The sequence below is a fragment of the Geodermatophilus sp. CPCC 206100 genome (assembly GCF_048569675.1).
In the GTDB taxonomy this organism is placed as follows: Bacteria; Actinomycetota; Actinomycetes; order Mycobacteriales; family Geodermatophilaceae; genus Geodermatophilus.
In genome coordinates this window covers 1-23,217 of the sequence record NZ_JAQISV010000011.1, presented here as the reverse complement: position 1 = coordinate 23,217, position 23,217 = coordinate 1, and the positions used below count along the sequence as shown (strand labels likewise).

The 23,217-nt window shown below is 74.2% G+C and carries 22 protein-coding genes and 1 pseudogene; 12 read left to right on the top strand and 11 right to left on the bottom strand.

The window, feature by feature from the left end:
- Positions 1-124 precede the first annotated feature (124 nt).
- Both PGN05_RS06095 and PGN05_RS06090 read left to right on the top strand, forming a co-directional pair.
- Positions 125-523 (top strand): hypothetical protein, encoded by a 399-nt coding sequence (locus PGN05_RS06095; protein WP_419751637.1) that lies wholly within the window; start codon positions 125-127, stop codon positions 521-523.
- Positions 524-581: 58 nt separating this feature from the next.
- On the top strand, positions 582-950 hold the full coding sequence (locus PGN05_RS06090; RefSeq protein ID WP_419751636.1) for a hypothetical protein: 369 nt from the start codon (positions 582-584) through the stop codon (positions 948-950).
- Positions 951-1,027: 77 nt separating this feature from the next.
- Here the strand turns inward: PGN05_RS06090 and PGN05_RS06085 are convergent, their stop codons facing one another.
- From PGN05_RS06085 to PGN05_RS06075, 3 genes are all read right to left on the bottom strand, one after another.
- Complete coding sequence (locus tag PGN05_RS06085) at positions 1,028-1,717, bottom strand: maleylpyruvate isomerase family mycothiol-dependent enzyme (RefSeq protein ID WP_419751635.1); 690 nt, start codon at positions 1,715-1,717, stop codon at positions 1,028-1,030.
- Entirely contained in the window at positions 1,714-2,541 is an 828-nt protein-coding gene (locus PGN05_RS06080) for a fumarylacetoacetate hydrolase family protein (protein ID WP_419751634.1), read from the bottom strand. The genes PGN05_RS06085 and PGN05_RS06080 overlap by 4 nt, the downstream gene beginning before the upstream one ends.
- 113 nt (positions 2,542-2,654) lie before the next feature.
- Positions 2,655-3,662 carry a zinc-dependent alcohol dehydrogenase gene (locus tag PGN05_RS06075; RefSeq protein WP_419751633.1) on the bottom strand — a complete coding sequence of 336 codons (1,008 nt, stop codon included), beginning with the start codon at positions 3,660-3,662 and terminating at the stop codon, positions 2,655-2,657.
- Between the two features lie 59 nt (positions 3,663-3,721).
- On the opposite strand from PGN05_RS06075, the gene PGN05_RS06070 reads away from it, so the two are divergent.
- Entirely contained in the window at positions 3,722-4,534 is an 813-nt protein-coding gene (locus PGN05_RS06070) for an IclR family transcriptional regulator (protein ID WP_419751632.1), read from the top strand.
- Positions 4,535-4,554: 20 nt separating this feature from the next.
- Here PGN05_RS06070 and PGN05_RS06065 read toward each other — a convergent pair whose 3' ends face one another.
- Genes PGN05_RS06065 through PGN05_RS06040 form a run of 6 tightly spaced genes read right to left on the bottom strand, consistent with a single transcriptional unit; the run spans position 4,555 to position 11,376 of the window.
- Entirely contained in the window at positions 4,555-6,033 is a 1,479-nt protein-coding gene (locus tag PGN05_RS06065) for an NAD-dependent succinate-semialdehyde dehydrogenase (protein ID WP_419751631.1), read from the bottom strand.
- Positions 6,030-6,704 (bottom strand): RraA family protein, encoded by a 675-nt coding sequence (locus PGN05_RS06060; RefSeq protein ID WP_419751630.1) that lies wholly within the window; start codon positions 6,702-6,704, stop codon positions 6,030-6,032. Before PGN05_RS06060 ends, PGN05_RS06065 begins: the two co-directional genes overlap by 4 nt.
- A complete protein-coding gene (locus PGN05_RS06055; protein ID WP_419751629.1) occupies positions 6,701-7,399 on the bottom strand; it encodes an RraA family protein in 699 nt (232 codons plus the stop codon). The genes PGN05_RS06060 and PGN05_RS06055 overlap by 4 nt, the downstream gene beginning before the upstream one ends.
- A gap of 29 nt (positions 7,400-7,428) precedes the next feature.
- Positions 7,429-9,315: an FAD-dependent monooxygenase gene (locus tag PGN05_RS06050; RefSeq protein ID WP_419751628.1), complete on the bottom strand. Its 1,887-nt coding sequence runs from the start codon at positions 9,313-9,315 to the stop codon at positions 7,429-7,431.
- Positions 9,312-10,346, bottom strand: coding sequence for a hypothetical protein (locus PGN05_RS06045; protein ID WP_419751627.1), 1,035 nt, complete (start codon positions 10,344-10,346; stop codon positions 9,312-9,314). Before PGN05_RS06045 ends, PGN05_RS06050 begins: the two co-directional genes overlap by 4 nt.
- Positions 10,347-10,377: 31 nt before the next feature.
- Positions 10,378-11,376 (bottom strand): amidohydrolase family protein, encoded by a 999-nt coding sequence (locus PGN05_RS06040; RefSeq protein ID WP_419751626.1) that lies wholly within the window; start codon positions 11,374-11,376, stop codon positions 10,378-10,380.
- A gap of 321 nt (positions 11,377-11,697) precedes the next feature.
- Here PGN05_RS06040 and PGN05_RS06035 point away from each other — a divergent pair, with 321 nt between their 5' ends.
- The 8 genes from PGN05_RS06035 (at position 11,698) to PGN05_RS06000 (ending at position 21,083) form a co-directional block, all read left to right on the top strand.
- On the top strand, positions 11,698-12,930 hold the full coding sequence (locus PGN05_RS06035) for a cytochrome P450 (RefSeq protein WP_419751625.1): 1,233 nt from the start codon (positions 11,698-11,700) through the stop codon (positions 12,928-12,930).
- Positions 12,927-13,127, top strand: coding sequence for a ferredoxin (locus PGN05_RS06030; protein WP_419751624.1), 201 nt, complete (start codon positions 12,927-12,929; stop codon positions 13,125-13,127). The genes PGN05_RS06035 and PGN05_RS06030 overlap by 4 nt, the downstream gene beginning before the upstream one ends.
- A gap of 373 nt (positions 13,128-13,500) precedes the next feature.
- A complete protein-coding gene (locus tag PGN05_RS06025; protein ID WP_419751623.1) occupies positions 13,501-15,294 on the top strand; it encodes an ABC transporter permease in 1,794 nt (597 codons plus the stop codon).
- Between the two features lie 2 nt (positions 15,295-15,296).
- Positions 15,297-16,409: an ABC transporter ATP-binding protein gene (locus PGN05_RS06020; RefSeq protein ID WP_419751622.1), complete on the top strand. Its 1,113-nt coding sequence runs from the start codon at positions 15,297-15,299 to the stop codon at positions 16,407-16,409.
- Between the two features lie 13 nt (positions 16,410-16,422).
- Positions 16,423-17,535 carry an ABC transporter substrate-binding protein gene (locus PGN05_RS06015; RefSeq protein WP_419751621.1) on the top strand — a complete coding sequence of 371 codons (1,113 nt, stop codon included), beginning with the start codon at positions 16,423-16,425 and terminating at the stop codon, positions 17,533-17,535.
- A 113-nt stretch (positions 17,536-17,648) separates the two neighbouring features.
- On the top strand, positions 17,649-18,971 hold the full coding sequence (locus PGN05_RS06010; protein WP_419751620.1) for a Rieske 2Fe-2S domain-containing protein: 1,323 nt from the start codon (positions 17,649-17,651) through the stop codon (positions 18,969-18,971).
- Positions 18,972-19,051: 80 nt separating this feature from the next.
- Positions 19,052-19,399: a hypothetical protein gene (locus PGN05_RS06005; RefSeq protein ID WP_419751619.1), complete on the top strand. Its 348-nt coding sequence runs from the start codon at positions 19,052-19,054 to the stop codon at positions 19,397-19,399.
- A gap of 58 nt (positions 19,400-19,457) precedes the next feature.
- Positions 19,458-21,083, top strand: coding sequence for a thiamine pyrophosphate-binding protein (locus PGN05_RS06000; RefSeq protein ID WP_419751618.1), 1,626 nt, complete (start codon positions 19,458-19,460; stop codon positions 21,081-21,083).
- Positions 21,084-21,087: 4 nt separating this feature from the next.
- Here the strand turns inward: PGN05_RS06000 and PGN05_RS05995 are convergent, their stop codons facing one another.
- Both PGN05_RS05995 and PGN05_RS05990 read right to left on the bottom strand, forming a co-directional pair.
- Positions 21,088-22,332 carry an MFS transporter gene (locus PGN05_RS05995; RefSeq protein ID WP_419751617.1) on the bottom strand — a complete coding sequence of 415 codons (1,245 nt, stop codon included), beginning with the start codon at positions 22,330-22,332 and terminating at the stop codon, positions 21,088-21,090.
- Positions 22,329-22,820, bottom strand: a complete 492-nt coding sequence (locus PGN05_RS05990) for a MarR family winged helix-turn-helix transcriptional regulator (protein ID WP_419751616.1) — start codon at positions 22,818-22,820, stop codon at positions 22,329-22,331. The genes PGN05_RS05995 and PGN05_RS05990 overlap by 4 nt, the downstream gene beginning before the upstream one ends.
- A 192-nt stretch (positions 22,821-23,012) precedes the next feature.
- Between PGN05_RS05990 and PGN05_RS05985 the strand changes: the two are divergent.
- Positions 23,013-23,217: pseudogene (locus PGN05_RS05985) on the top strand (2-oxoglutarate ferredoxin oxidoreductase subunit alpha); the annotation flags it as partial.

Here is a 23,217-nt window from a genome sequence, read left to right as displayed (position 1 = left end):
CAACGGGCAGCCAACAGCGGCCGTCCGCCCACCGCACCGCCGGGGAACGCCACGGCGAGTCGCCCGACACGCCCGCTGGGTCCCGGGCCGATCACGGAACGTGATGAGAAGAGAATGTCGCACCGTGGAATCCGCGCACCTGCTCCGGACGACGGCCGACCGGCTGGAGGCCCTCGCCGGTCGCACCACGGGCGGCGACTGGCGGACCCGCGGGCTGCTGGCGTCCCGGCCCGAGGTGGTCGCGCACCTGCCCGACGGGCGGACCCAGCACGTCGCCGAGGCACGGGCCGGCACCGGTGCGTGGATCGCCGCGCTGTCCCCGGCGCTCGCCGGTCCCCTCGCGGCCTGGCTGCGCGCGGCTGCGGACGCCGATCCGGTGGACCCGGCTGCGATCGCGGTCGCCGAGGCCCTGCTCGACCGGCTGCCGGCGGGACGAGCGCACGCGGAGAGGCCCGGACCCCCCGTGAACCCGGGCCTCTCCGCAGCTGCCGACCACTGTACGAGACGGGATCGTTCTGTATGACGCCGGACCCCTACCCACTCGACACCGGATCGAACGGGCGCGCGCCGGAGCGCCGACGGTGAGCACCGCCCGGCGCGGATACGCGCACGCCGCGCTGCTGGCCCTCCCCCGGGACGCCGACGACCGGGCGCCCGGCGGCGCGGTGACGCTCGCGCTGTGCGGCAGCTGGGACCACGAGCCGCCCTGTCCCCTGGCGGCCCACCGGACGGCCGCCGTCCGGACCGGGGACCGGCTGGCCGTGCGGGTCGTGTTCGCCGCGGTCCCCGACGACGAGGCGCGGGTGCGGGAGGTGGTGCACGGCGCGCTGGCCGGCGGGCACTGCACCGGGCCGAACGGCGTCGACACCGCCTGGCGACTGCTGGACGACGGCCCGTCAGAGCTGCGGCCGGACGAGCGGGCGCTCGCCGACCGCCTGGGCGGGGGCTGAGCCGCCGGCCAGGTCCGGGGCCGAGCCGCCGGTCCGGCCGGGGGCTGAGCCGCGGGCCCGGCCGGGGCCCGGGGTGCTCACAGCCAGGCCGGCACCTCAGGGATCCCGCCGTCGGCCTCGAGGCCCTCCCCGCGCGTGCGCCCGGTCAGCCAGCCGGTCACCGCCGGGAGCGGGCCGGAGACCGCGACCGCGCCGGTCCCCCACTCGCGATCGCCGGCGAACACCACCACGTCGGGCACCTGGTCGCGGCGGTCCCACATGCGGAAGACGTCGTCGACCATCGCCGCCTGGACCTCCTCGGCGACGTCGGCGAACCCGACACCCGCGTCCAGGTCGACGGCGTGCACGTAGACCTCGCGGCAGCGCATCCAGGTCACCTCGGACGCGGGCACCTCCCGCCCCTGCGCCGTCCGCACCGTCGCCGACCAGGCCTCGTCGGGCAGCCCGTGCACCGCGTCGGCCAGCCGGCCGGTGGCGGCCAGCACCTCGGCCCGGAGCTCCGCGGCCGGCAGCGCCGCGGCCTCCGCGATGCCCCGGTCGCGGGCATCGGTGGAGGGGTACATCGGGGTCTCCACCCCGGTCCGCGCCCACGCGAGCAGGTTGCACAGCGCGTCGGCGTTGCGGGCGACGTGCCCCAGCACCGTCCGGCGGTCCCAGCCCGGCAGCAGCGACGGGGCGTCGAACTCCTCGTCGGTGAGCCGGCCGAGCGCCGTCCCGAACAGCCGCTCGCCGTCGGCCCACCAGTCCAGCGTCTCCGGCTTCGTCATGCCCGCTTCTCCTCGACACAGACGTTGCGGCACTCGCCCAGGCCGCTGATGGACGTGGTGAGCACCGAACCCGGCGCCAGGTAGCGCGGGGGCTTCCGCGCGTGGCCGACCCCTCCCGGCGTGCCGGTCGCGATGACGTCACCGGGCTGGAGGGTCAGGATCGTCGACAGGTACGCCACCGCGGCCACCGGCCCGAACACGAGGTCGGCGGTGTTGGCCGACTGCACCGTCTCGCCGTCCACGGTGCAGGTCAGGTCCAGCCCCTCGCCGGCCTCGTCGGGCGTGACCAGCTCCGGCCCGAACGGGGTGGTCGCCTCGAAGGTCTTGCCCTGCAGCCACTGCAGCGTGCGGTTCTGCCAGTCCCGCGCGGTGACGTCGTTGAGCACCGAGTACCCGGCGATCGCCTCGGCCGCGGTCGCCTCGTCCGCGTGCCGCACCGGCCGGCCGATGACGACGGCCAGCTCGGCCTCCCAGTCCACCGCCTGGGACGCGGCCGGCAGCACGACGTCGTCGTGGGCGCCGACCAGCGCCTCGGCGAACTTGGCGAACACGGTCGGGTACTGCGGGCGCTCGCGGCCCATCTCCGCGATGTGCGCCGCGTAGTTCACGCCGACGCAGATGATCTTGCCCGGGCGGGGCACCACGGGGGCGAGGTCGAGACCCGCGCGGTCGTGCGCCGGCCCGTCGGCGGCCTCGGCCACGCTCCGCCAGTCCGGCTCGGTGAGGAGCTCGCCGACGTCGGCGTGGCCGGTCTCGACGGCGCGGTCGCCGTCCAGCCGGACGGCGCGGGTGCCGTCGGTCGTGCGGATGGTGGCCAGGCGCATCGGAACTCCACTCGGGTGCGGAACGGGGACGGTCGGCCCCGACGCTAGGGGGCGGACGCGGGTGGCACGACAGGGGCCGGTCGGGTTCTGCTCGCCAGAACTGACCGGCGAGGTCAGGCGCGGCCGGTCAGGAACAGCCGCAGCTCCGGCCGCCCGGCCGTGACCAGTTCGTCGAAGGCGGCCGCCCCCTCGGCCAGCGGGCGGGGTGGCGGGCCGGCCGGCAGCCCCGCGCGCCCGTCGGCCAGCCAGGAGGCGGCCAGCCGGAAGTCGTCGGAGGTCTCGGCCATGGCACCGCGCAGGGTCACCTCCCGGCGGATGACGTCGCGGAAGGCCAGCGGGGTGTCGTCGGAGTGCAGCCCCACGAGCACGACCGTGCCGCCGCGCCGGGTGCAGCCGACCGCGAGCCGGCGCGTCGCCTCGGTCCCGACCGCCTCGAACACCACGTCCACCGGCTGCTCGCGGAACGCCTCCGTCGCCTCCTCCGGCGTGGCGAGCACCCGGTCGGCGCCGGCGGCAGCGGCGGCGGCCCGGCGGGCGGCGTCGGGCTCCAGGACGGCGACCGACCCGATGCCCAGCAACCGCGCGGCCTGCAGCACGAAGTACCCGATCGCCCCGGCCCCGATGACCAGCGCCGTGCCGACCGGCCCGTCCCGCAGCGCCAGGCGGACGTCGTGCACCGCCTGGGCCAGCGGCTCGGTGGTGGCCGCGACGGCGAGCGGAACGGACTCCGGGAAGGCGACCAGCCGGTCCGCGGGCACCGCGACCCGCTCGGCGTAGGCGCCGGGTCGATGGACGCCGATGATCTGCCCGGCCGGGCACAGGTTGTCCGCACCGGACCGGCAGAACCGGCACCTGCCGCAGACGGTCGAGGGGTTGACCGCGACCGGCCGGCCCAGCCACCGCTGGTCGGGCCCGACCGCGGCCACGACCCGGCCCGCGAACTCGTGGCCACGGACGTCGCCGGGCCGGGCGGTGTCCATCTCGCCCGTGTAGGCGGTGACGTCCGAGCCGCAGATGCCGACCGCCGCGACCTCGACCACCACCGAACCCGCGGCCGGCCGGGGGTCGTCGACGTCCTCCACGGCGAGGTCGAACGGACCGCGGTGCACCAACGCCTTCACTGACGAGATCCTCCCGAAACTGTTCCCTCTGCGGGCATGCCGTGAGTTAGAGTTCCGGCATGGTGAACGCGACGCCCGCGCCGGAGGCTGCAGCCGTCGCGGATCCCACCGCTGGGCCGGGCCTGACCTCGGTGGACAACGCGCTCTGGCTGCTCCAGCTCATCGGCGAGCGCCAGGCCCTCCGGGTCGCGGAGGCCGCCGACCTGCTCGGCGTCGCCCGGTCCACCGCGCACCGCCTGCTCAGCGCCCTGCGGCGGCGGGACTTCGTCATGCAGGACCGGCCCAACGGCGCCTACCGCCCGGGCCCGGCCCTCAACGCGATCGGCCTGGCCGCCATCAGCCGCATCGACATCCGCCGGGTGGCCCGGCCCGTGCTGGAGGAGCTGCGCGAGCAGACCCACGAGACCGCGAGCCTCGCGGTGCTCGAGGGCGCCACCGTCCGGTTCGTCGACTGCGTGGAGAGCCTCCGGTCGGTCCGGGTGGGCAACCGCACCGGCATCGTCCGGCCCGCGCACGCTGCCGCCGTCGGCAAGGCGATCCTGGCCGAGCTGCCCCTCTCCGAGATCGAGCGCCGGTATCCGCAGGAGGAGCTGCCCCGCCACACGCCGGCCGCGCTGGGCGACCGGTCGGCCCTGCTGGCCGAGCTGCAGGAGATCCGAGGCCAGGGGTACGCCCTGAACTGGGAGGAGAGCGCCGACGGTGTCTCCGCCGTCGCGGTGGCCCTGCACGACACCACCGGGACGCCGGTGGCGTCGATCGGCATCGCGGCGCCGAGCAGCCGCATGGGGAACCTGCAGGGCGTGCGGCAGCTGGCCCCCGCCGTCATCGAGGCGGCCCAGCGGGTGCAGGAGCGGCTGCGCACCACGCCCTGAGCCCGCCGGGCGCCCCGGGGTCACGCCTCGCTCACCAGCTTGGCGAACAGGTAGTCCTCGATCCCCTCGCTGCCGCCCTCGGACCCGTACCCGCTCTCCTTGACCCCGCCGAACGGGGTCTCCGGCGCGGTCAGCATGCAGTGGTTGACCGCCAACATCCCCGCCTCGATCGACTCCGAGACGGCGTAGGCGGTGTCGCGCGAGGAGGTGAAGGCGTACGACGCCAGCCCGTAGGGCAGCTCGTTGGCCCGGCGCAGCCCCTCGTCCAGGTCGGTGAACGGCACGGTGAGCGCCACCGGCCCGAACGGCTCCTCGCTCATGGCCCGCGCGGACCGGTCGACGCCGGCCAGCAGCGTCGGCTGCCAGAAGTAGCCCTCCCCGTCGCCGGGCGCGCCACCGGTGACCACCTCGGCGCCGCGGTCGACCGCGTCGCTGACCAGCGCCTCGATCGCCGGCAGCCGCCGGTCGTGGGCCAGCGGGCCGAGGGTGGTCTCGGGGTCGAGCCCGGAGCCCATCCGCAGCCGCTCGATGCGCGCGGCCAGCCGGGCGGTGAAGTCCTCGAAGACGCGCTCCTGCACGAAGAAGCGGGTGGGCGCGATGCAGATCTGCCCGGCGTTGCGGAACTTCGCCGCGGCGGCCAGCGTGGCCGCCCGGTCCAGGTCGGCGTCGTCGAAGACGAGCACCGGCGCGTGCCCGCCCAGCTCCAGCGTCACCCGCTTGACCCCCTCGGCGGCCAGCGCGGCGATCTGCCGCCCGACGGCCGTGGAGCCGGTGAAGGTGACCTTGCGGATGGCCGGGGACCGGATCAGGTGGGTGGAGACCGTGGCGGGGTCGCCGAACACCACGGACAGGACGCCGGGTGGCAGGCCGGCGTCCACCAGCGCGCGGGCCAGCGCCAGCCCGGTCGCGGGCGTCTCCTCCGCCGGCTTGATGACCATCGTGCAGCCGGTGGCCAGCGCGGCGCCGATCTTGCGCGCCGGGATGGTGATGGGGAAGTTCCACGGCGTGAAGGCGGCCACCGGCCCGACCGGCTGGCGCAGCACCAGGTTGCGCAGGCCGGGGCGGCGCGACGGGACGATCCGGCCGTAGACCCGCCGGCCCTCCTCGGCGAACCAGTCCAGGATGTCCGCGGCGCCGTGGACCTCCTGGGTCGCCTCGGCCACCGGCTTGCCCTGCTCCAGCGTCGTCACCCGGCCGATCTGATCGGCCCGCTCGCGCAGCAGTTCCGCCGCCCGGCGCAGGATCCCGTACCGGTCGTGGGCCGGGGTGTCCCGCCACCGCGGGAACGCCTGGGCGGCAGCGGTCGCCGCCTCGTCGAGGTCGGCGGCCGTGGCGACCGGCAGCTCCGCGAGGACCGCACCGGTCGCCGGGTCGACGACGGGCCGGACGTCGCGGTCGCCGCGGCCGGTCCAGCGGCCGGCCACCAGCAGGGACAGCTCCGGGTAGCCCGCGTCCGCGCCGCCGCGCACCCGCGGGACGGCGCCGACGTCGGTGGTCACGCCCCGGCCTCGTGGCGCTGCAGCAGGTGGTAGCCGTGCCGGCCGCGGGCCTCGGCGAGGCTGGTGCCCGAGAGGACGTCGGCCACGATGGCCTCCTCCCGCGCGGCGATCCCCGCACAGACCTCCAGCACCTGCTCCTCGGCGTCCCGCGGCACGGCGACCACGCCGTCGGCGTCGCCGAGCAGCAGGTCGCCGGCCGCGACGTGCACGCCGCCGACGGAGACCGGCCGGCCGACGTCGGACACCTCGACCCGGTCCTTGCCGGTGCGCATGAACCGCCCGCGGCTGTAGATCGGGTACCCGGCGCCGAGAGCCCGGGAGACGTCCCGGCACACCCCGTCGATGACCGTGCCGCCGACGCCCCGGTGGTGCGCCATCGCGGTGAGGATGTCGCCCCAGACCGTGCAGTCGGTGCGGCCGGCGTTGTCGAGGACGACGACCTCACCGGGGGCGACGTCGTCGAGGTAGTCGCCGACGGTGCCGGGCGGCGAGCCCGCGGTCACGTAGCGGACCGGAAAGGCCCGGCCGCACAGCCGCGCCCCGTCGAACAGCGGCGCGATGCCGAGCATCGAGCCGGGCCGGCCCAGCCGGTCGAGGGCGTCGGAGACCGTCGCAGCCGAGTAGGCGGCCAGCGGGTGCGCCGGCGCGGTGCTGCTGTCTGCCGCACTCATGCGGATGCCTCCTCGGCGGTGGGGAACCTGCTGTCGTGCATGACCTCGGTGACCGGCTGACCGCTGCGCACCGCCTCGGCCATGCCCTCCTCGCGGGCGGCGATCCGCTCGGCCAGCGCGACCACCCGGCCGACCTCCTGGGCGGGCACGAACACCACGCCGTTGCGGTCGGCGAGGACGACGTCGCCCGGGTGCACCGTGACGCCGGCGAACGGCACCGGCTCCTCCATCGCCAGCTGCACGATCCGCCCGCGGGCACTCACCGGGACCACGGCCCGCCCGAACACGGGGAACCCGTGCTCCTCGCTCTCGGCGATGTCGCGGCAGGCGCCGTCGATCACCACCCCGCCGATCCCGCGCCGGGTGGCCGACAGGGTGAGGATGCCGCCGAAGCAGGAGACGTCGAGGCGCCCGCCGTTGGCGATGACCAGGACGTCGCCCTCCCCCGCCGCCTCGATCGCCGCGGCGGCGATGTGCTGCGCGGGCCGGCCGGACTCGCGGGGTCCGGCGGTGACCGTGCGGGCCCGCCCGACGACGGGCACGCGGACGTCCCACAGCGGCCGGACGCCGGTCGTCGCGCCGTCCAGACCGAGGGTGTCCAGCGCGTCGGAGACCGCGCAGGTGTCCAGCCGGCGCAGCCGCGCCAGGGTCTCGTCGGCAGGGTCCGGCGCGGTCGCGGCCTGCGGGTGCTCCATGGGGTGCCTGCTCTCTCGGGGTTCCGGGGTCATCGGCGCAGCCGCGCGGCGGCCTGCCGGATGCGTTCGAGGTGGGGCTCGGCCGGATCGCCGCCGTCCGTCGCGGTGCCGCGCAGCACGGTGGTCAGCGCCGCGGTGAGCCCGGCGGAGGGGTCGGCCGGCGCCTCGGGAGTGCGCCAGGCGACCTTCCGGTCGGGACGCACCAGCACCGCGCCGGTGTCGCCGACCTCGCGGACCGCCGTCCAGGCCTCCTCGCCGGCGGACACGACCGCGACCGCGACCGGGCAGCCGGTGGCCCCGGCCGCCGCGGCGGCCGCCTGCTGCCAGGCCGGCGCCGCCGCCGGCCCGACGACGAGGGTCAGGGCGTCGGTGTGCACCAGGTCGAGGGTGGACACCGGGCCGCTCCCGCCGCGCACCCCGCGCAGCCAGACGTGCGGGAGGTGGTGCCCGGGCCGGGTGGTCGGCCGGTAGGCCGTCGGGGACGTGGCGCCGGGCGGCGGCGGGGTGCCGTCGGGGACCAGCGCCCCGGCCTCGTAGCAGAACCCGGCCTCGACGCCGAGCTGGCTGTAGTCGTTGGCGTTCTCGGCCACCGCCTCGGCGACCAGTGCCCGGCGCTTGTCGCCGTCGGGCCCCTCGGCGGCGAGGACGCCGATCTGCGCCCAGCCCTCCTCCTCGCTCGTCCCCGGGCCGAGCCCCAGCGCGGCGCCGATGGGCGCGTGCCGGCCGGCGTTCTCCAGGGCGTGTGCGGTGTAGGCGGCCGCGATCGGCCGCCGCTCGCTCTCGTAGGTGTCCAGCAGGGCCTCGTCGGCCCAGCCGTGCAGGACCGCGGCCAGCTTCCAGGCGAGGTTGTGCACGTCCTGCACCGCGCAGTTGAGGCCCAGGCCGCCGGTGGGCGGGTGCCGGTGCGCCGCGTCGCCGACGAGGAACGCCGACCCGGCCCGGAAGCGCCGTGCGACGACCCCCTCGTACTGCCAGTGGCTCACCGCGTTCAGCGTGATCGGGTGGTCGGGCGCGACCCCCAGCATCTCGCGGGCGCGGGCCAGCAGCTCCGCGTCGTCCGCGGCCGGCGGCTGCCCGGGGCGCGGGGTCACCGCCACCAGCCACTCCGGCGACTCGCGCCCGTACCGGTGCGGGCCCAGGGCCTGCAGCGCCCCGACCGGGCGCCCCTCGTTCCAAGGCTGGAGGAAGTGGGCGAGCAGCGCGTCGGGCTCCGACCACTGCGACAGGTCGGCGCTGACGTAGCAGCTGACCACGTCGCGGATCGCCCGCGGGCCCTCCAGCTCGACGCCGAGCAGCTCCGCGCTGACCCGGCCGCCGTCCGCGGCGACCAGGTAGCGGGCCCGCACCCGGCGCTGCTCGCCGGTGCTCCGGTCCAGGACGGTCGCGGTCACCCCGCCGGAGCCGGACTGCTCGATCCCGGTGACCTCCTGGGAGGCGCGGATCCGGCCGGGACAGGCGGCGTCGGCGTGCCGCCACAGCAGCGGGTCGAGCCGGAGCTGCGGGAGGTTGGAGAACTGCTTCGGGCTGGCCTCGGCGTAGCGGGCGGCGTCCGCGCCCCCGCCCCACGCGGGCACCTCGCCCAGCTTCAGCCCGTGCAGCGGCGTCGGCCCGGCGACCGACGTGTACCAGACGACCTTCCGCCACCGGTCGTCCTCGGGGGCCAGCGCGTAGATGTCGTCGGCCACCCCCATCTCCGCGAAGACCTCCATGGTCCGCACGTTGAGCAGGTGCGCCCGGGGGAAGCGGGACTCGAAGGTGCGCCGCTCCAGCAGCAGGACCTCGACCCCGTGCTGGGCCAGCAGCAGGGCCGCGGAGAGCCCGGCCGGTCCGCCGCCCACGACGAGGACCGGCACCTCCTCGGGCCACTCGTCGGGTGCGAGGGCCGGCAGGAGGGCCGGTCGGGTCGCCGCCGTCATGCCGGGGACGCCGCGCTGTCCTGCCAGGCGACGAAGCCCATCCCGCACCCGGTGCCGGCCTCGGAGCGGTAACAGGGCTGGTACTCGACGACCCGCGCCTCGAGCGGCGACTCGGCCAGCGCACCGGCCACGACGGTCCAGTTGCGCAGCTCCGACGTCCCCGAGCGCAGGACGTCGTCCGGCAGGCTCCGCAGGTGCTCGGCGTCCTTGGCGACCAGGGCCTCGAGGAACCGGCGGTCGAGCTCCTCGTCGATGACGAAGTGCGACAGCCCCCCGGAGGCCACGAGCCCGACCCGCAGGTCGCCGGGGAAGCTGCGGATCGCCGCGCCGAGTGCCACGCCGAAGTCGTAGCAGCGCTGCGCGCTCGGCGGATTGGGCTCCCAGAAGGTGTTGACGAAGACCGGCACGACCGCCGGGATGTCCGCCCCGCCGCCGAGGACCTGCTGGAGCACGAAGCCCCAGCCGTGCGGGATGCCGTGGTCCCGGTACTTGCCGGCCGGCAGCTCCCGGGAGGCCCCGGGGTCGAAGCCGGCGCGGCTGGTCTGCTTGATCAGGTGCAGCGCCAGCTCCCCGTGGCACCGGCGGGTGGTGCTCTCCGCCGGCACGTTGGCCACCTCGGCGATCGCCAGGCCGGGCGGCATGGCGTCGAGGTCCTCCTGGGTGAACGGCTCGTGCTGGACCGTGTCGCCCCAGTAGACGGCGAACTGCGGGAGCAGCTCGTCGGTGAACGTCTCCTTGTGGTCGCTGCTGACCACGACGAGGACGTCGAGCTCGGCGTCGGCGGTGATCCGGCCGAGCTCGTCGATGGCCGCCCGGCTGGCCGCGTGCCGCTTCTGCCACAGCTCCGGGTCGCACTCGGCGGCGAACGCCGCGTCGCGCAGGTCCCGCAGCTGCTCGAACGTGTAGTCGCCGCCGCGGAACGCCAGCGCCGGGTTGCGGTGGTCGGCGCGCGCCCGCTGCCCCCACTCCTCGGGCGGAGTGCTCAGCTGCGGGGCGTGCGAGGTGCCGATCCCCAGTCGGATCTGTGCCATGGCGGTGCCCTCCTCGGTCGCGCGGAGCCGGTCAGATGCGGAACAGCTCGCGGGCGGTGGTCTCGAACAGCTGCTTGCGCTCGCCGTCGTCGAGCCAGTCGATGTCGTCGATGAGCAGGTGGATGTCGTCGACCCAGCGGCCTGTCTCGGGGTTCCGCATCGACCCGGTGCCCGGCTTCTCGCTGCCGAACAGGCAGCGGTCGACGCCGACCGCGCGCAGCAGCAGCTCGATGGAGTCCTGGCTGTAGAGGCAGGTGTCGAAGTAGAGCTTGCGCAGCTGCTCGCGGAACGTCGTCCCCTGGCGCAGCGCCCCGGGCTCGAAGCGCCCGCGCTGGTAGGGGATCGCCCCGCCGCCGTGCGACACGATGATCTTCAGGTCGGGGAAGTCGGTGAACACCTGGGACTGCAGGAGCCCGACGACAGCGAGCGTCTCCTCCTGGATGAAGTGCAGCGAGTAGCTCTCCCGGGCCGGCGGCCGGCAGCCGGCGGAGTGGATCAGCGCGGGGACGTCGAGCTCGCTGAGCACCTCGTACACCGGGTACCAGAACCGGTCACCCAGGGCCGGAGGCACTGCGCTGCCCTCGTAGGGGTCGGGGTTCAGGAGGGCGCCGACGAAGCCGTGCTCGGTCACGCAGCGGCGCAGCTCGGCGGTCCACTGCTCGGGCGTCAGCTCCATGCTCTGCGGCATGCCGGCGAGGCCCCGGAAGCGCTCCGGCTCCAGCCGGCAGGTCCGCGCGATGACGTCGTTGGTCTCCTCGGCGTACCACTGCACGAGCTTGCCCTGCTCGCTGTGCATCATCTGGTACGGCCGCGGCGAGATCACCTGGATGTCCACGCCGGCCTCGTCCAGGTGCTGCAGGTGCGACTGGCCGCCGAAGCTCTTGTTGGGCTCGCTCAGCGCCGCGCGCAGGGTGTCGTCGGTGACCCCCGCCGTGCCGCGCCCGTGCGCGCCGCGGTGCGCGAGGAGGTTGGCCTTGTAGGCGTACAGCGACTCGGGGGCACTCACGTGGCCGTGGACGTCGATCTTCATGGGGCCTCCTCGCGAGCGGTGGGCCGCTCGGCGCCGCGCGGCGTCCGGGGCCACGCGCTCGTGGTCTCGTCGGGACAGGGCCGTACGCACGGTGTGCCCGCGACCCGGCCCTGTGACGGCCGACACTAGTGCAGCGTTCGGCGGAGAGGACAAGACTCGGGCAGGAATTCTGCTGGCCGGACTCTGCGCTCCGGAGCTCAATCACCCGCTGAGGCGACCGGCCGGCGTTCGGCATACCGGAATCCTGTCGCCGTCCATTGCGTGACGTCGGACACGCACCGGTAGTTTGCCCGGGAGCCCCACCCGTTCCCGGAGGTCCCGATGTCTGCGCTGTCCCCCCTCGTCGAACTCGAACCGGAGGCACTGCGCTGCCCGGCCGGCGTCTACGAGCGACTGCGCGACGAGGGGGTGCACTACGCCCCGGAGATCGACGCCTTCGTCGTCGCGCGGCACGACGACGTGGTCCGCGTCCTGCGGGACGGGCGCACCTTCTCCTCGCGCAACACCGTCGGCCGGATCCTCCCGCCCGCCGACCCGGCCAACCCGAAGCAGCCACTGAGCCCGCTGCTGCTGCTGTCGGACGCGCCGGAGCACACCACCCGGCGCTCGATCGTCAACCGCGCCTTCACCCCCTCGAAGATCGCCGCCTGGGAGCCGCAGGTCCGGCAGATCGCCGAGGAGCACGTGGACCGCCTGCGCGAGCTGGCGGACGTCGACCTCGTCCGCGACCTGGCCGCACTGCTGCCGGTCCGGGTGATCAGCATGGTGCTCGGGGTGCCGCTGGAGGACGTGGCGAAGTTCCGCGAGTGGTCGGAGGAGATCACCGCGTCGGTGGGCAACCACGGCGGCGACCCGGTGCGCCGCGAGCAGGTGCAGGACGCGTTCTCCGGCTACATCAGCCGACTGCTCGACCAGTGGGACGGCACCGTCGACACCAGCGTGCTGTCCCAGATCGCCGCGGTCGAGCGGGCCGGCGAGCTCACCCGCCGGCAGTGCGTGAGCTTCGTCGTGGAGCTCATCGTCGCCGGCAACATCACGACCACCCACCACATCGCCAGCAGCATCGCCCTGCTCGGCAGCACGCCCGGCCTGGTCGAGCAGCTGCGCGCCGACCCCGCGCTCGTGCAGAACTTCATCGAGGAGTCGCTGCGGCTGGAGGCGCCCATCCAGGGCTTCTACCGGCTCGCCATGGCCGACGCCGAGGTCGGCGGGGTGACGATCCCGGAGGGGTCGCGGGTGTTCGTCCTCTACGGCTCGGCCAACCGCGACGAGCAGGCGTGGGCCGAGTGCCCGCACCTGCGCCTGGACCGGCCCAACGCCGCCGCCCACCTGGCCTTCGGCAAGGGTGCGCACGCCTGCCTCGGCTCGTCCCTGGCCCGACTGGAGGGCCGCGTCGTCATCGAGGTGCTGCTCGACCGGCTCGCGGACCTCGAGCTGCTGGCCGCCCCCGAGGACCTGCCCTACCTCAAGAGCTTCGTCAACCACGGCCCGGTGAGCCTGCCGGCCCGGCTCCGCTTCCGGGAGCCCGTCCCCGCGCACGAGGTCGCCCCGTGACCGCTCGGATCTCCGTCGACCCCGACGTCTGCGAGCTGCACGGCCAGTGCGTGCTGGCCGCACCCGAGCTGTTCTGGTTCGACGACGACGGCAACCTGCAGCACCGCGAGGAGGCGGGCGCCGACTCGCTCGCGGCCGCCCAGGACGCGGTCTTCCTCTGCCCGACCCAGGCCATCACGGTGACCCCGGGGGCCTGAGGCGGGGACCGGACCGGGAGCCCCTCCGGGCGACCCCGGACCGGCGACCGGGGACCGGCCGGCGGCGCAACATAGCGCACCGGCCGGTCCTCGTCATGCCCCGACGCCGGATCGTGACGACACCGTTGGGCAACGTTATTCCCGGATGCGGAACTCGGTCCGCGACTATTCCCCTATCCCGGAGTGGCTGACTACCTTCGCACCCACCCGAGTGTGGTGATCGAGACCACATCTGTGTGAACGCTCACCCACAGCCGACGCCCCAGGGAGACCCATGCCACCCGCCGGCTCGACGGCGGTCCGACCGGACCGGACTGACCCGCCCAGCGCGTTCCGCCGCCTGACGGCGGGCGGGCCCCGACGGATCCTGTCGTTGGTCGCCCTGCTGCTGCTCAGCGTCGCCGTCGCCGTGCTGTTCGTGTACCCGACCGTGATGGTCGTGGTGGGCGCCTTCCGCACCTCGTCCCCGGGCTTCCCCGGCGAGTGGTCCGGGCAGGCCTTCGTCGACGCCTACACCTCCGGCGAGACCTACGAGCTGCTGTGGAACTCGGCGGCCTACGCCCTGGCGACGACGACGCTCTCGCTGACCCTCGCGGTCTTCTTCGCCTGGATGGTCACCCAGACCAACACCCCGGGGCGCCGCCTGGTGACGCCGCTGATGGTCGCGCTGATCACGCTCCCGTTCCTCTTCTTCGGCATCAGCTGGGCGATGCTCGGCAACGAGCGGGTCGGCCTGCTCAACCAGCTCCTCCGGACGTTCATCCCCGTCGAGGAGGGGCCGATCAACATCCGGTCCTGGGGCGGCATCATCAGCGTGAGCACGCTGAAGATCACCGCGATCAACTACATGCTCATGCTCGGGATCTTCCGCACCCTGGACCCCGCGCTGCGCGAGGCCTCCCTCATCGCCGGGGTCAGCCGCCGGCGCACCTTCTTCCGCATCGAGCTGCCGGTGCTCGCGCCGGTGCTCCTCGCCCTGGGGCTCATGGGCTTCGTACGCGGCCTGGAGTCCTTCGACGTCCCGCTGCTGCTCGGCGGCCCGGCCGGCATCCAGGTCTTCTCCACCCAGATCTACGACTACCTGACGACGAGCTTCCCGCCGTCCTACGCGCAGGCCAGCGCGCTCGCCGTGCTGGTCATGGTGATCATGCTCGTGCTGGTGCTGCTGATGTGGCGGTTCATCGGCAAGCGCGAGTTCACCACCGTCGGCGGCAAGGGCCAGCGGATCGAGCTGGTCGACCTGGGCCGGTGGAAGTACGCCTGCACCGCGGCGGTGGTCGTCTACGCCCTGGTCGCGCTCGCCTTCCCGCTGGTCCAGCTGGTGCTGGGCTCGCTGCAGCCGGAGTTCGGCGTCCTGTCGGCGTCCCTGACGCTGGAGCACTACCGGGCGATCTTCGACTCGCCGCTGGTCGTCCAGGCGCTGCAGAACACCGCGTTCATCGTGGTGGTCGGCGGCTTCCTGGCGGTGCTCCTGGCCGTCGTCGTCGCCTACATCGTGCAGCGCTCGCAGTCGAAGTTCCGCTGGTTCCTCGAGGGCGCCACCTGGCTGCCGTGGGGCCTGCCCGGCATCGTGCTGGCGCTCGGCATGCTGTGGGCCTACCTGTCGGTGCCGTTCCTGCGCGGGCTGTTCGCGACCACCTGGATCGTGATGCTCGGCCTCATCGTGGTGTCCACGCCGATCGCCGTCCGGCTGGCCAACGCCGCCATCGCGCAGGTGCACCGGCAGCTGGAGGAGGCCGCCCGCATCCACGGGGCGTCCCAGACGCGCGCCGCGGTGGGCATCGTGCTGCGGCTGATCCTGCCCAGCCTGCTCGCCGGGTGGCTGATCGTCGGCGTGATCATGGCCGGCGACCTGGCCATCCCGGTCATGCTCTCCGGTCCGCAGAGCCAGACCGTCCCGGTCGTCCTGCTCCAGCTGCTCGACTCCGGGCAGTCGTCCCAGGCCGCCGCGGTCTTCTGCGTGATGCTCGGCGCGATGGCCCTGGTCCTGGCCCTCGGCTCCGTGCTCCGGATCGTGGGCACCCGGCTGGTCACCCGCGGAGCCCCCACGCCGGCTGCCGCCACCCCCGCCGAGACCGCCCAGGCGGCGATCCCGGTCCCCGTCGCCGCCGAGCCGGACCTCCCTCCGGTCCTGGTCCCCACCCGTCCCGCCTCCGGAGGAGAGTGACGATGTCGCAGATCGACCTGAAGGGCCTGACCAAGGAGTTCGACGGCGGCGTCCGCGCCGTCGACGAGCTCGACCTCCAGATCGCCGACGGGGAGTTCGTCAGCCTGCTGGGCCCCAGCGGCTGCGGCAAGACGACGACGCTGCGCTGCATCGCCGGGCTGGAGCGCCCGACCGGCGGCGAGATCCTCTTCGACGGGACGCCGATCGTCTCCCTCGAGCGCGGGGTGTTCGTGCCGCCGGAGAAGCGGCACATGGGGATGGTCTTCCAGAGCTACGCGCTCTGGCCGCACATGACCGCCTTCGCCAACGTGGCCTACCCGCTCAACCGCAGCAAGGACGTCGACAAGGCCGAGGTGAACCGCCGGGTCGAGGAGATGCTGGCCACCGTTGGGCTCAGCGAGATCGCCGGGCGCCTGCCCAGCAAGCTCAGCGGCGGCCAGCAGCAGCGGGTCGCCCTGGCCCGCGCGCTGGTCAACCAGCCGAGGGTGGTGCTCTTCGACGAGCCGTTCTCCAACCTCGACAGCATCCTGCGCTCGCAGATGCGCCGCGAGGTGCGCAGCCTGCACGAGCGGCTGGGCACCACCTCGGTCTACGTGACCCACGACCGGACCGAGGCGATGGCGCTGTCGGACCGCGTGGTGGTCATGAAGCTCGGCGTCATCCAGCAGATCGGGACGCCGCGCGAGATCTACACCAAGCCGGCCAACCGCTTCGTCGCCGACTTCATCGGCTTCGACAACATCCTCAAGGCCGAGGTCGTCGAGGCCGCCGCCGGCCGGCCGCTGCTGCGGCTGGGCGGCGACGGGCCGCTGCTGCGCTTCACCACCGTGACCGATCACCAGCCCGGCACCGTGGTCGAGGTCGCCGCCCGCGCCAACGCCTTCCACCTCGTGCCGCAGTCCGCGGCCGACGAGCAGTGCTTCGCCGCTCAGGTGGAGGGCGTCACCTACCTCGGCGACGACGTCGAGTACCGCGTCCGGGTCGGCCAGAACGGCCTCATCGCCCGGATCCCGGACGCAGAGGTCAGGAGCGCCGGCCCGGCTGCTTCCCCCGCCGCCGGGGACACGATCCACCTGCGGATCGCCCCCGACGAGCTCATCGAGATCAACGGTTGATGGAGGAGAGTGCATGAGTGGCATGAGGCGACACCCGGTGCGGGCGGTTGCGGCGGCGGCAGGCCTCTGCCTGCTCCTCGCGTCCTGCGGTGGGAGCGACAGCGACGCGGCCGCTGGTGGCGGGGGTGGCGGCGGCGGAGGCGGCTCCGCCGAGGGCGGCGAGTCGATGGACGACCTGTACCAGGCCGCCCAGGAGGCCGGCGAGGACACCGTCGTCGTCTACGGGATCAAGACCGGCACGGCCTGCTACGACCAGTTCTCGCAGGAGTACTCCGGCATCACCGTCCAGACCCAGTACATGGTCGGTGAGACGCAGGCCCGCCTGCAGCAGGAGCACGTCAGCGGCCAGAACGTCGGCGACGTCCTCCGGACCGGCAACACCTCGATGCTGGCGCTCATCCGCGACGGCATCCTCACCGAGTACGTCCCCGCGGACGTCGAGGGCATCTCCGAGGCGGCCTACGGGCCGGAGAACGCGATGATCAACGACAGCCAGCGGCTGTCGGGGATCGCGTACAACTCGGCGAACGTCCCCGACGCCGAGGCGCCGAAGAGCTGGGACGACCTGGTCGACCCGCAGTTCAAGGGCCGGATCGTCATGCCCGACCCCACGGTCCCCGGCGCCGGCCTGAGCATCCTGCAGTCGCTGATGGACACCGGCGTCGTCGACGACGAGTGGCTGGAGGCCCTCGCGGCCAACGAGCCGGCGTTCATCCAGGGCGTGCAACCGGCCATCGAGGCGCTCAAGACCGGCGAGTACGACGTCATGCTCGGCGGGCTGGACCAGATCACCGGTCCGGCTCTCGAGGAGGGCACCGACCTGCGCTACGTGTTCCCGGTGGAGGGCGCCACGCCGCTCACCAAGCACTACACCGGGGTCATCACGAACGCGCCGCACCCGAACGCCGCCCGGCTGCTGACCAGCTGGCTGGTCAGTGAGGACGGCCAGACCTGCCTCGCGACCGAGGAGAACGAGATGCCGGTCCGTGAGGGCGTCGCCCCTCCGGAGGGCATCCCGGCGCTGGACGAGCTGCCGAACGTCGCCGAGCAGAAGCCGGCGTCCTTCGACGAGCTCGACGCCCAGACGGAGCTGCTGACGAAGTTCAAGGAGATCTTCGCCGGCTGACCCGGCGGCGGAGGCCCGGGCCACCGGTCCGGGCCTCCGCCCCTGCCCCTCCCCTGGCCGGCGACCGCCGACACCCAGGACCCGGTTCCACGAACTGAGAGACGGTGAGTGCAGTGCTGCGTCCCGAGGACAACATGCTGCTGACCCAGGTGGGGCGCGGGACCCCCATGGGTGAGCTGTTCCGCCGCTTCTGGCTGCCGGCCATCGCCAGCGCCGACATCGAGGAGCGCGACGGCGCCCCCGTCCGGTGCCGGATCCTGGGCGAGGACCTGATCGCCTTCCGCGACACCGACGGCCGCGTCGGCCTGGTGAGCACCTGGTGCCCGCACCGCCGGGCCAACCTGTTCTTCGGCCGCAACGAGGAGAACGGCCTGCGCTGCGTCTACCACGGGTGGAAGTTCGACGTGGGCGGCACGTGCGTCGACCTGCCGTCGGAGCCGCCGACGTCGAACTTCAAGAACAAGGTGAAGATCTCCGCCTACCCGACCATCGAGAAGGGTGGCCTGGTCTGGACCTACATGGGCCCCCCGGAGCTGCAGCCGGAGTTCCCGCACTACGAGTGGGCCGAGGTCCCCGACAACCACCGGGTCATCAACTCCAGCCTGGTGGAGTGCAACTGGCTGCAGACTCTCGAGGGCGACATCGACACCGCCCACGTCTCCTTCCTGCACCGGCCGCTGGAGCAGGGCAAGGCGCTGAAGTGGGCCCGCTTCGTGCCCAACTTCGGTGAGTACGTCGCCAAGGACAAGGCGCCGTCCCTGACGGTCAAGGAGACCGACTACGGCTTCGTCTACGGCGGCCGGCGGGTCGGCGGCGAGGACGACTACTACTGGCGCTTCTCCCACTGGCTGATGCCCTCGACCTCGGAGACCCCGGGGTCGGTGGAGCGGCCGGGGCGGATCGTCGTCCCGATCGACGACTTCCACACCACGTCGTTCGCCTTCGTGTGGCACCCGCACCGGGCCCTGTCGGCCGAGGAGGCGATCGCCAACGACCGCACGGTGCACCAGCCGCTGGCGCCCTTCGAGCTGCCCGACGGCTACATCATCGACACCCGCCGGTCGTCGCTGGTCAAGGAGAACGACTTCCTGATCGACCGCAAGGTCCAGAAGACCAAGCGGTTCAGCGGCATCTACGGCACGCCGCCCGAGGAGGACCGGGCGATGACCGAGACGATGGAGCCGGTGCTCGACCGCAGCAAGGAGCACCTGGGCACCAGCGACGTCGCCATCATCGCCATGCGCCGCCGGCTGCTGCGGGTCGCCAAGGACCTGCAGAAGGGCATCGAGCCGCCGCTGGCCTCGCGGCCGGGGTCCTTCCGGACCCGCGGCTTCGACGTCGTCTCGACGCACGGGGACTTCAACACCGCCGTCGAGGAGTGCGCCGAGGAGATCATGCCGCCGCGGGCCGAGGCGCCCGCGACCGAGCCGGTCTGACCCACGGCCCGGGCCGGGGCACGGCCCCGGCCCGGGCCGCACCGCGGAGGAGGAGAACCGGAGTGCCCCAGGAGGAGCGAGTGGACAGCGCGGAACGGTTCGACGGAGCGGAGCCCCCGCCGACCCCCATCGAGGAGGCCGACCCCTGGCGGGTCGTCGACGTCCAGGCCCTGGACGCGGTCACGGTGTCGGCCGTCATCGGCCAGGTCGAGGTGTCGCCGCAGGCCGACCAGCTGGCCTACCGGGAGTCGGAGATCGACGCCCTGTGGACGCTGGCCGACATGGCGGTGAAGGACGGCCGGCCCGGCGCGCAGGAGTGGCTCGAGCTGCTCTGGGAGGCCCACGACCACGTCGGCGACGGCAACCACGGCCAGGCCCTCGCGGCCCTGCAGCAGCTGCGGGACTCCCTCGGCGCGCAGACCGTCTGAGGACGGCGCGGGCGGTTTCCACGCCCGTGGATCGACCAGGACCGACAGAGGAGCAGTAGTGGGCACACCGCCGCGGCCGGTCGTCACGGCCCTGCTGGACGTCGTCCGGGACTGGGGCGCCACCCGGCTGTTCACCTGCCCGGGCAGCACCGAGGCCGCCGTGCTGGACGCGCTGGTCGACCGGCGGGACGTCGAGCTGGTGCTCACCACGCACGAGGCGGTCGCCGTCTCGATGGCCGACGGCCTGGCCCGCGCGACCCGGCGTCCCAGCGTCGCCTACCTGCACGCCAACGTCGGCCTCACCAACGGGCTGGCCAACCTGGTCGCCGCCCAGCTGGCCTACTCCCCCGTCGTCGTCCTCAACGGGATGAAGCCGGCGGTCGTGCAGTCGCGGCGCGGGTTCACGACCGCTCCGCAGATGCGCGAGCTCGTCGCGCAGTACGTGAAGTCCGACTGGCAGTCCCTGCGCACCGAGTCGGTTCCCGAGGACGTCAACCGCGCGTTCCGGACGGCGGTCACCGAGCCGGCCGGGCCGGTCTGGGTCGGCCTGAGCCAGGACCTCCTGGAGAGCACCGCCGAGGTGCCCGTGCCCGACGTCGCGGCGTTCCGGTTCGACTCGCGCACGGCGCCGTCCGCGGGGGCCGTCCAGCACGCCGCCGCCCTGCTGACCTCGGCCGAGCGGCCGGTGCTGGTCGCGGGCACCGAGGTGGGCCGCGCGGACGCGGTCGGGGGCCTGGTCCGGCTCAGCGAGCTGCTGGGCGCGCCGGTGCTGCACGAGGACCGCCGCGGCTTCGAGCGACCGGGGTTCCCGACCGACCACCCGCACTTCCGCGGCCAGTACGACGTCGGGCACCCGCTGGTGCAGGAGGCCGACCTCCTCGTCGTGCTCGGCGCGCGGATGTTCAACGAGTTCGAGCGGTCGTCGCACCCGCCCGTGCCGCCGGGCCTGCCGGTCGTGCACAGCCACCCCGACGCCCGCCACGTGGCCAGCACCTACGGGGTGGCGGTCGGCCTGGTCGGCGACCAGGGGCTGGTGCTGCAGGCGCTGCTCGCGGCGCTGCCGGACGCCCCGCCGCGGATCGTGCCGTCGCTGCCGCCCGCGCCGGCGCGCCCGGCCCGCCCGGCCGGCGACGGGCTGCGTCCCGCCGACGTCGTCGGGGTGCTCACCGAGGCGCTGCGCGGCACGGCGCTGGTGGGCGACGCGACCACGGCCGGGGGCATCCTGCAGCAGGCGGCCTGCCAGACCGGTCCCGACGACTACTTCGGGTCGACGTCCGGCTCCCTCGGCTGGGGCATGGGCGCCGCGCTGGGCATCGCGATGGGGATGCCGGGCCGGCGGGTGGCGGCGGTCTGCGGCGACGGGGTGTTCCAGTTCGGGCTGCCGGCCCTGTGGTCGGCCGCCCGCAGCGGGCTGCCGGTGACCTACGTGGTGCTCAACAACCGCCGCTACGCCGCGGTCGGCGCCGCGCTGCGCCGGTTCGGCGGCCGGGCGGTCGAGGAGGCCACCTTCCCCGGGGTCGACATCGCCGGGCCGCGCATCGCGGAGATCAGCACCGCGTTCGGGGTGCCGGGCGAGCGGGTCGACACCCTCCCGGCCCTGCGCGACAGCCTCGACCGCGCCGCCCGGGCGGACACGCCCACCCTGATCGAGGTGATGACCGACTCCGCGGACTTCGGTCCCTGACCGGTCAGTCGGGCACTGGCACCGCCCGGGGTGGACGCCGGAGCAGGAGGGTGCCGAGTGCGGCGGCCAGCAGGCAGGTGACCGCCCCGACCGCCAGCGCGGCGCGGCCGCCGACGTGCTCGGCGACCGCCCCGACGATCGGCCCGCCGATCGGGGTGGACCCGATGAAGGCCACCGACCACAGGGCCATGACCCGGCCGCGCATGGTCGGCGCCGCGGCCAGCTGCAGCGTGCTGCTGCCCGCGGACAGGAAGCTGATGCTCGCCGTCCCCACGAGCACGAGGGCCGCGACGGCGACGGGGAGGGACGGCGCCGCGGCCGTTCCCGCCATGGCGGCGCCGAACGCGAGGGCGGAGAGCACCATCGCCCGGATGCCGGTGCGACCCCGGGCGGCGACCACCAGCCCCCCGAGGACCGCGCCGACGCCCATGGCCCCGGTCATGAGGCCGTAGGCGCGCGCGTCCCCGGCGAAGGTCTGCTCGGCGACCACGGGCAGCACCACCTGGAACTCGTAGGCCAGGCAGCCCACCAGCGCCATCATCAGCAGGGGGACGGCGAGCTCGCGGGTGCGGGCGACGTAGCGCAGCCCGTCGCGCAGCTGACCGGGGGCCCGTCCGGTCGGGGGTGTCGGCCGCAGCGCCGACCGGTCCAGCCTCGTGAGCGAGAGGGCGACGACCGCGAAGCTGACCGCGTTGAGGACGAAGCAGATCCCGGTGCTGCCCGCGGCGATCACGAGGCCGGCCAGGGCCGGCCCGACCGCGCGGGCGGCGTTGACCAGGACGGAGTTGAGCGTCACCGCGTTGCGCACGCGGTCGGGATCGACCATCTCCAGGGTGAAGGCCTGCCGGGCGGGGTTGTCGAAGCACTGCCCCAGCCCGAGGAGGAAGGCCAGGCCGAACACGTGCCAGAGGGCGACTCCGCCGGTGAGGGTGAGGACGCCGAGGACCAGCGCGAGGGCGCCCATCGCCGACTGGACGGCGATCAGCAGCCGGCGCTTGTCCGTGCGGTCGGCGACCACACCGCCGTAGGGCCCGAGCACCAGCACCGGGACCGTCTGGAGTGCCGCGAGGACGCCGAGCGCCGTGCCGGAGCCGGTCAGTTGGAGCACCAGCCAGGCCTGCGCGACGGTCTGCATCCAGGTGCCGGTGTAGGAGACGGCCTGCCCGGCGAGGTAGCGGCGGTAGTTGCGGCTGTCGAGGGAGGCGAACACCCTGCGGACGAACGCGGACGCCGCCCCGCCGCCGGTCACCGGTCCTGCTCGCTCCGGCCGCAGCCGCCGGTCCGCCGCTGGTGCAGGTGGTCGGCCAGCCCCTCCAGGAGCGGCAGCGCGGCCTCGAGCCGCCGCGCGTCCTCGGCCTCCAGCCCCTCCAGGTACCCGGCGATCGCCCGGGCCCGCTCGTGCTGCAACCGGGCGACCAGCTGCTCGCCGGCCGGCGTGGCCGCCACCAGGACGGCCCGCCCGTCGCGGGCGTCCGGCACCCGCTGGATCAGCCCGTCGTCGTCCAGCCGGGCGACGACCCGCGACAGCATCGTCGGGTTGACCCCCTCGCGCTCGGCCAGGTCACCGATCCGCTGCTCGCCGAAGCGGACGAGGCCGAAGAGCACCGACACCTGGGTCCGGGTGAGCCCACCGGCTCCCTCGCGGGAGAGGAACCGGTCGATCCGCGCGATCGCTCCCCGCAGCCGCACCGCCGCACCCGCGGCTGGCGGGGCGGCAGAATTGTTGCTTCTCGGCACGCAATCACCCTAGCGACAGATCTCTTCGCCGCCTAGCATCCCGTGCAGAGGAATCCTCTCGCCGGTCCATAGCGCCCAGCGATACAGGGCGGTAGCTTTCCGCAGGTCCGGGCAGCGGCGCCCGCGTCCTGTCGCCGCCGGCACCAGCCCGAGGAGGTCGTCTCTCGCGACGGCCCGGCCGGAAGGAGTCAGGTGACCACCACCTCCCCCCACGTCCCGACGGAGACCGCGGCCGGCTCGGCTCCCGGCGGCCTGGTCAAGAGCGTCGTGGAGCTGGACCGCGTCGTCATCCGGTTGGCGGGTGATTCCGGTGATGGCATGCAGTTGACCGGGAACCGGTTCACCAGTGAGACGGCGAGCTTCGGCAACGACCTGTCCACGCTGCCCAACTTCCCGG

Coding starts and splice junctions, on each gene's coding strand:
- PGN05_RS06085 (WP_419751635.1), bottom strand. CDS start 1,717: ATGACGAAGCCGGAGACGCTGGACTGGTGGGCCGACGGCGAGCGGCTG.
- PGN05_RS06080 (WP_419751634.1), bottom strand. CDS start 2,541: ATGCGCCTGGCCACCATCCGCACGACCGACGGCACCCGCGCCGTCCGG.
- PGN05_RS06070 (WP_419751632.1), top strand. CDS start 3,722: ATGGTGAACGCGACGCCCGCGCCGGAGGCTGCAGCCGTCGCGGATCCC.
- PGN05_RS06060 (WP_419751630.1), bottom strand. CDS start 6,704: ATGAGTGCGGCAGACAGCAGCACCGCGCCGGCGCACCCGCTGGCCGCC.
- PGN05_RS06055 (WP_419751629.1), bottom strand. CDS start 7,399: ATGGAGCACCCGCAGGCCGCGACCGCGCCGGACCCTGCCGACGAGACC.
- PGN05_RS06050 (WP_419751628.1), bottom strand. CDS start 9,315: ATGACGGCGGCGACCCGACCGGCCCTCCTGCCGGCCCTCGCACCCGAC.
- PGN05_RS06045 (WP_419751627.1), bottom strand. CDS start 10,346: ATGGCACAGATCCGACTGGGGATCGGCACCTCGCACGCCCCGCAGCTG.
- PGN05_RS06040 (WP_419751626.1), bottom strand. CDS start 11,376: ATGAAGATCGACGTCCACGGCCACGTGAGTGCCCCCGAGTCGCTGTAC.
- PGN05_RS06035 (WP_419751625.1), top strand. CDS start 11,698: ATGTCTGCGCTGTCCCCCCTCGTCGAACTCGAACCGGAGGCACTGCGC.
- PGN05_RS06020 (WP_419751622.1), top strand. CDS start 15,297: ATGTCGCAGATCGACCTGAAGGGCCTGACCAAGGAGTTCGACGGCGGC.
- PGN05_RS06015 (WP_419751621.1), top strand. CDS start 16,423: ATGAGTGGCATGAGGCGACACCCGGTGCGGGCGGTTGCGGCGGCGGCA.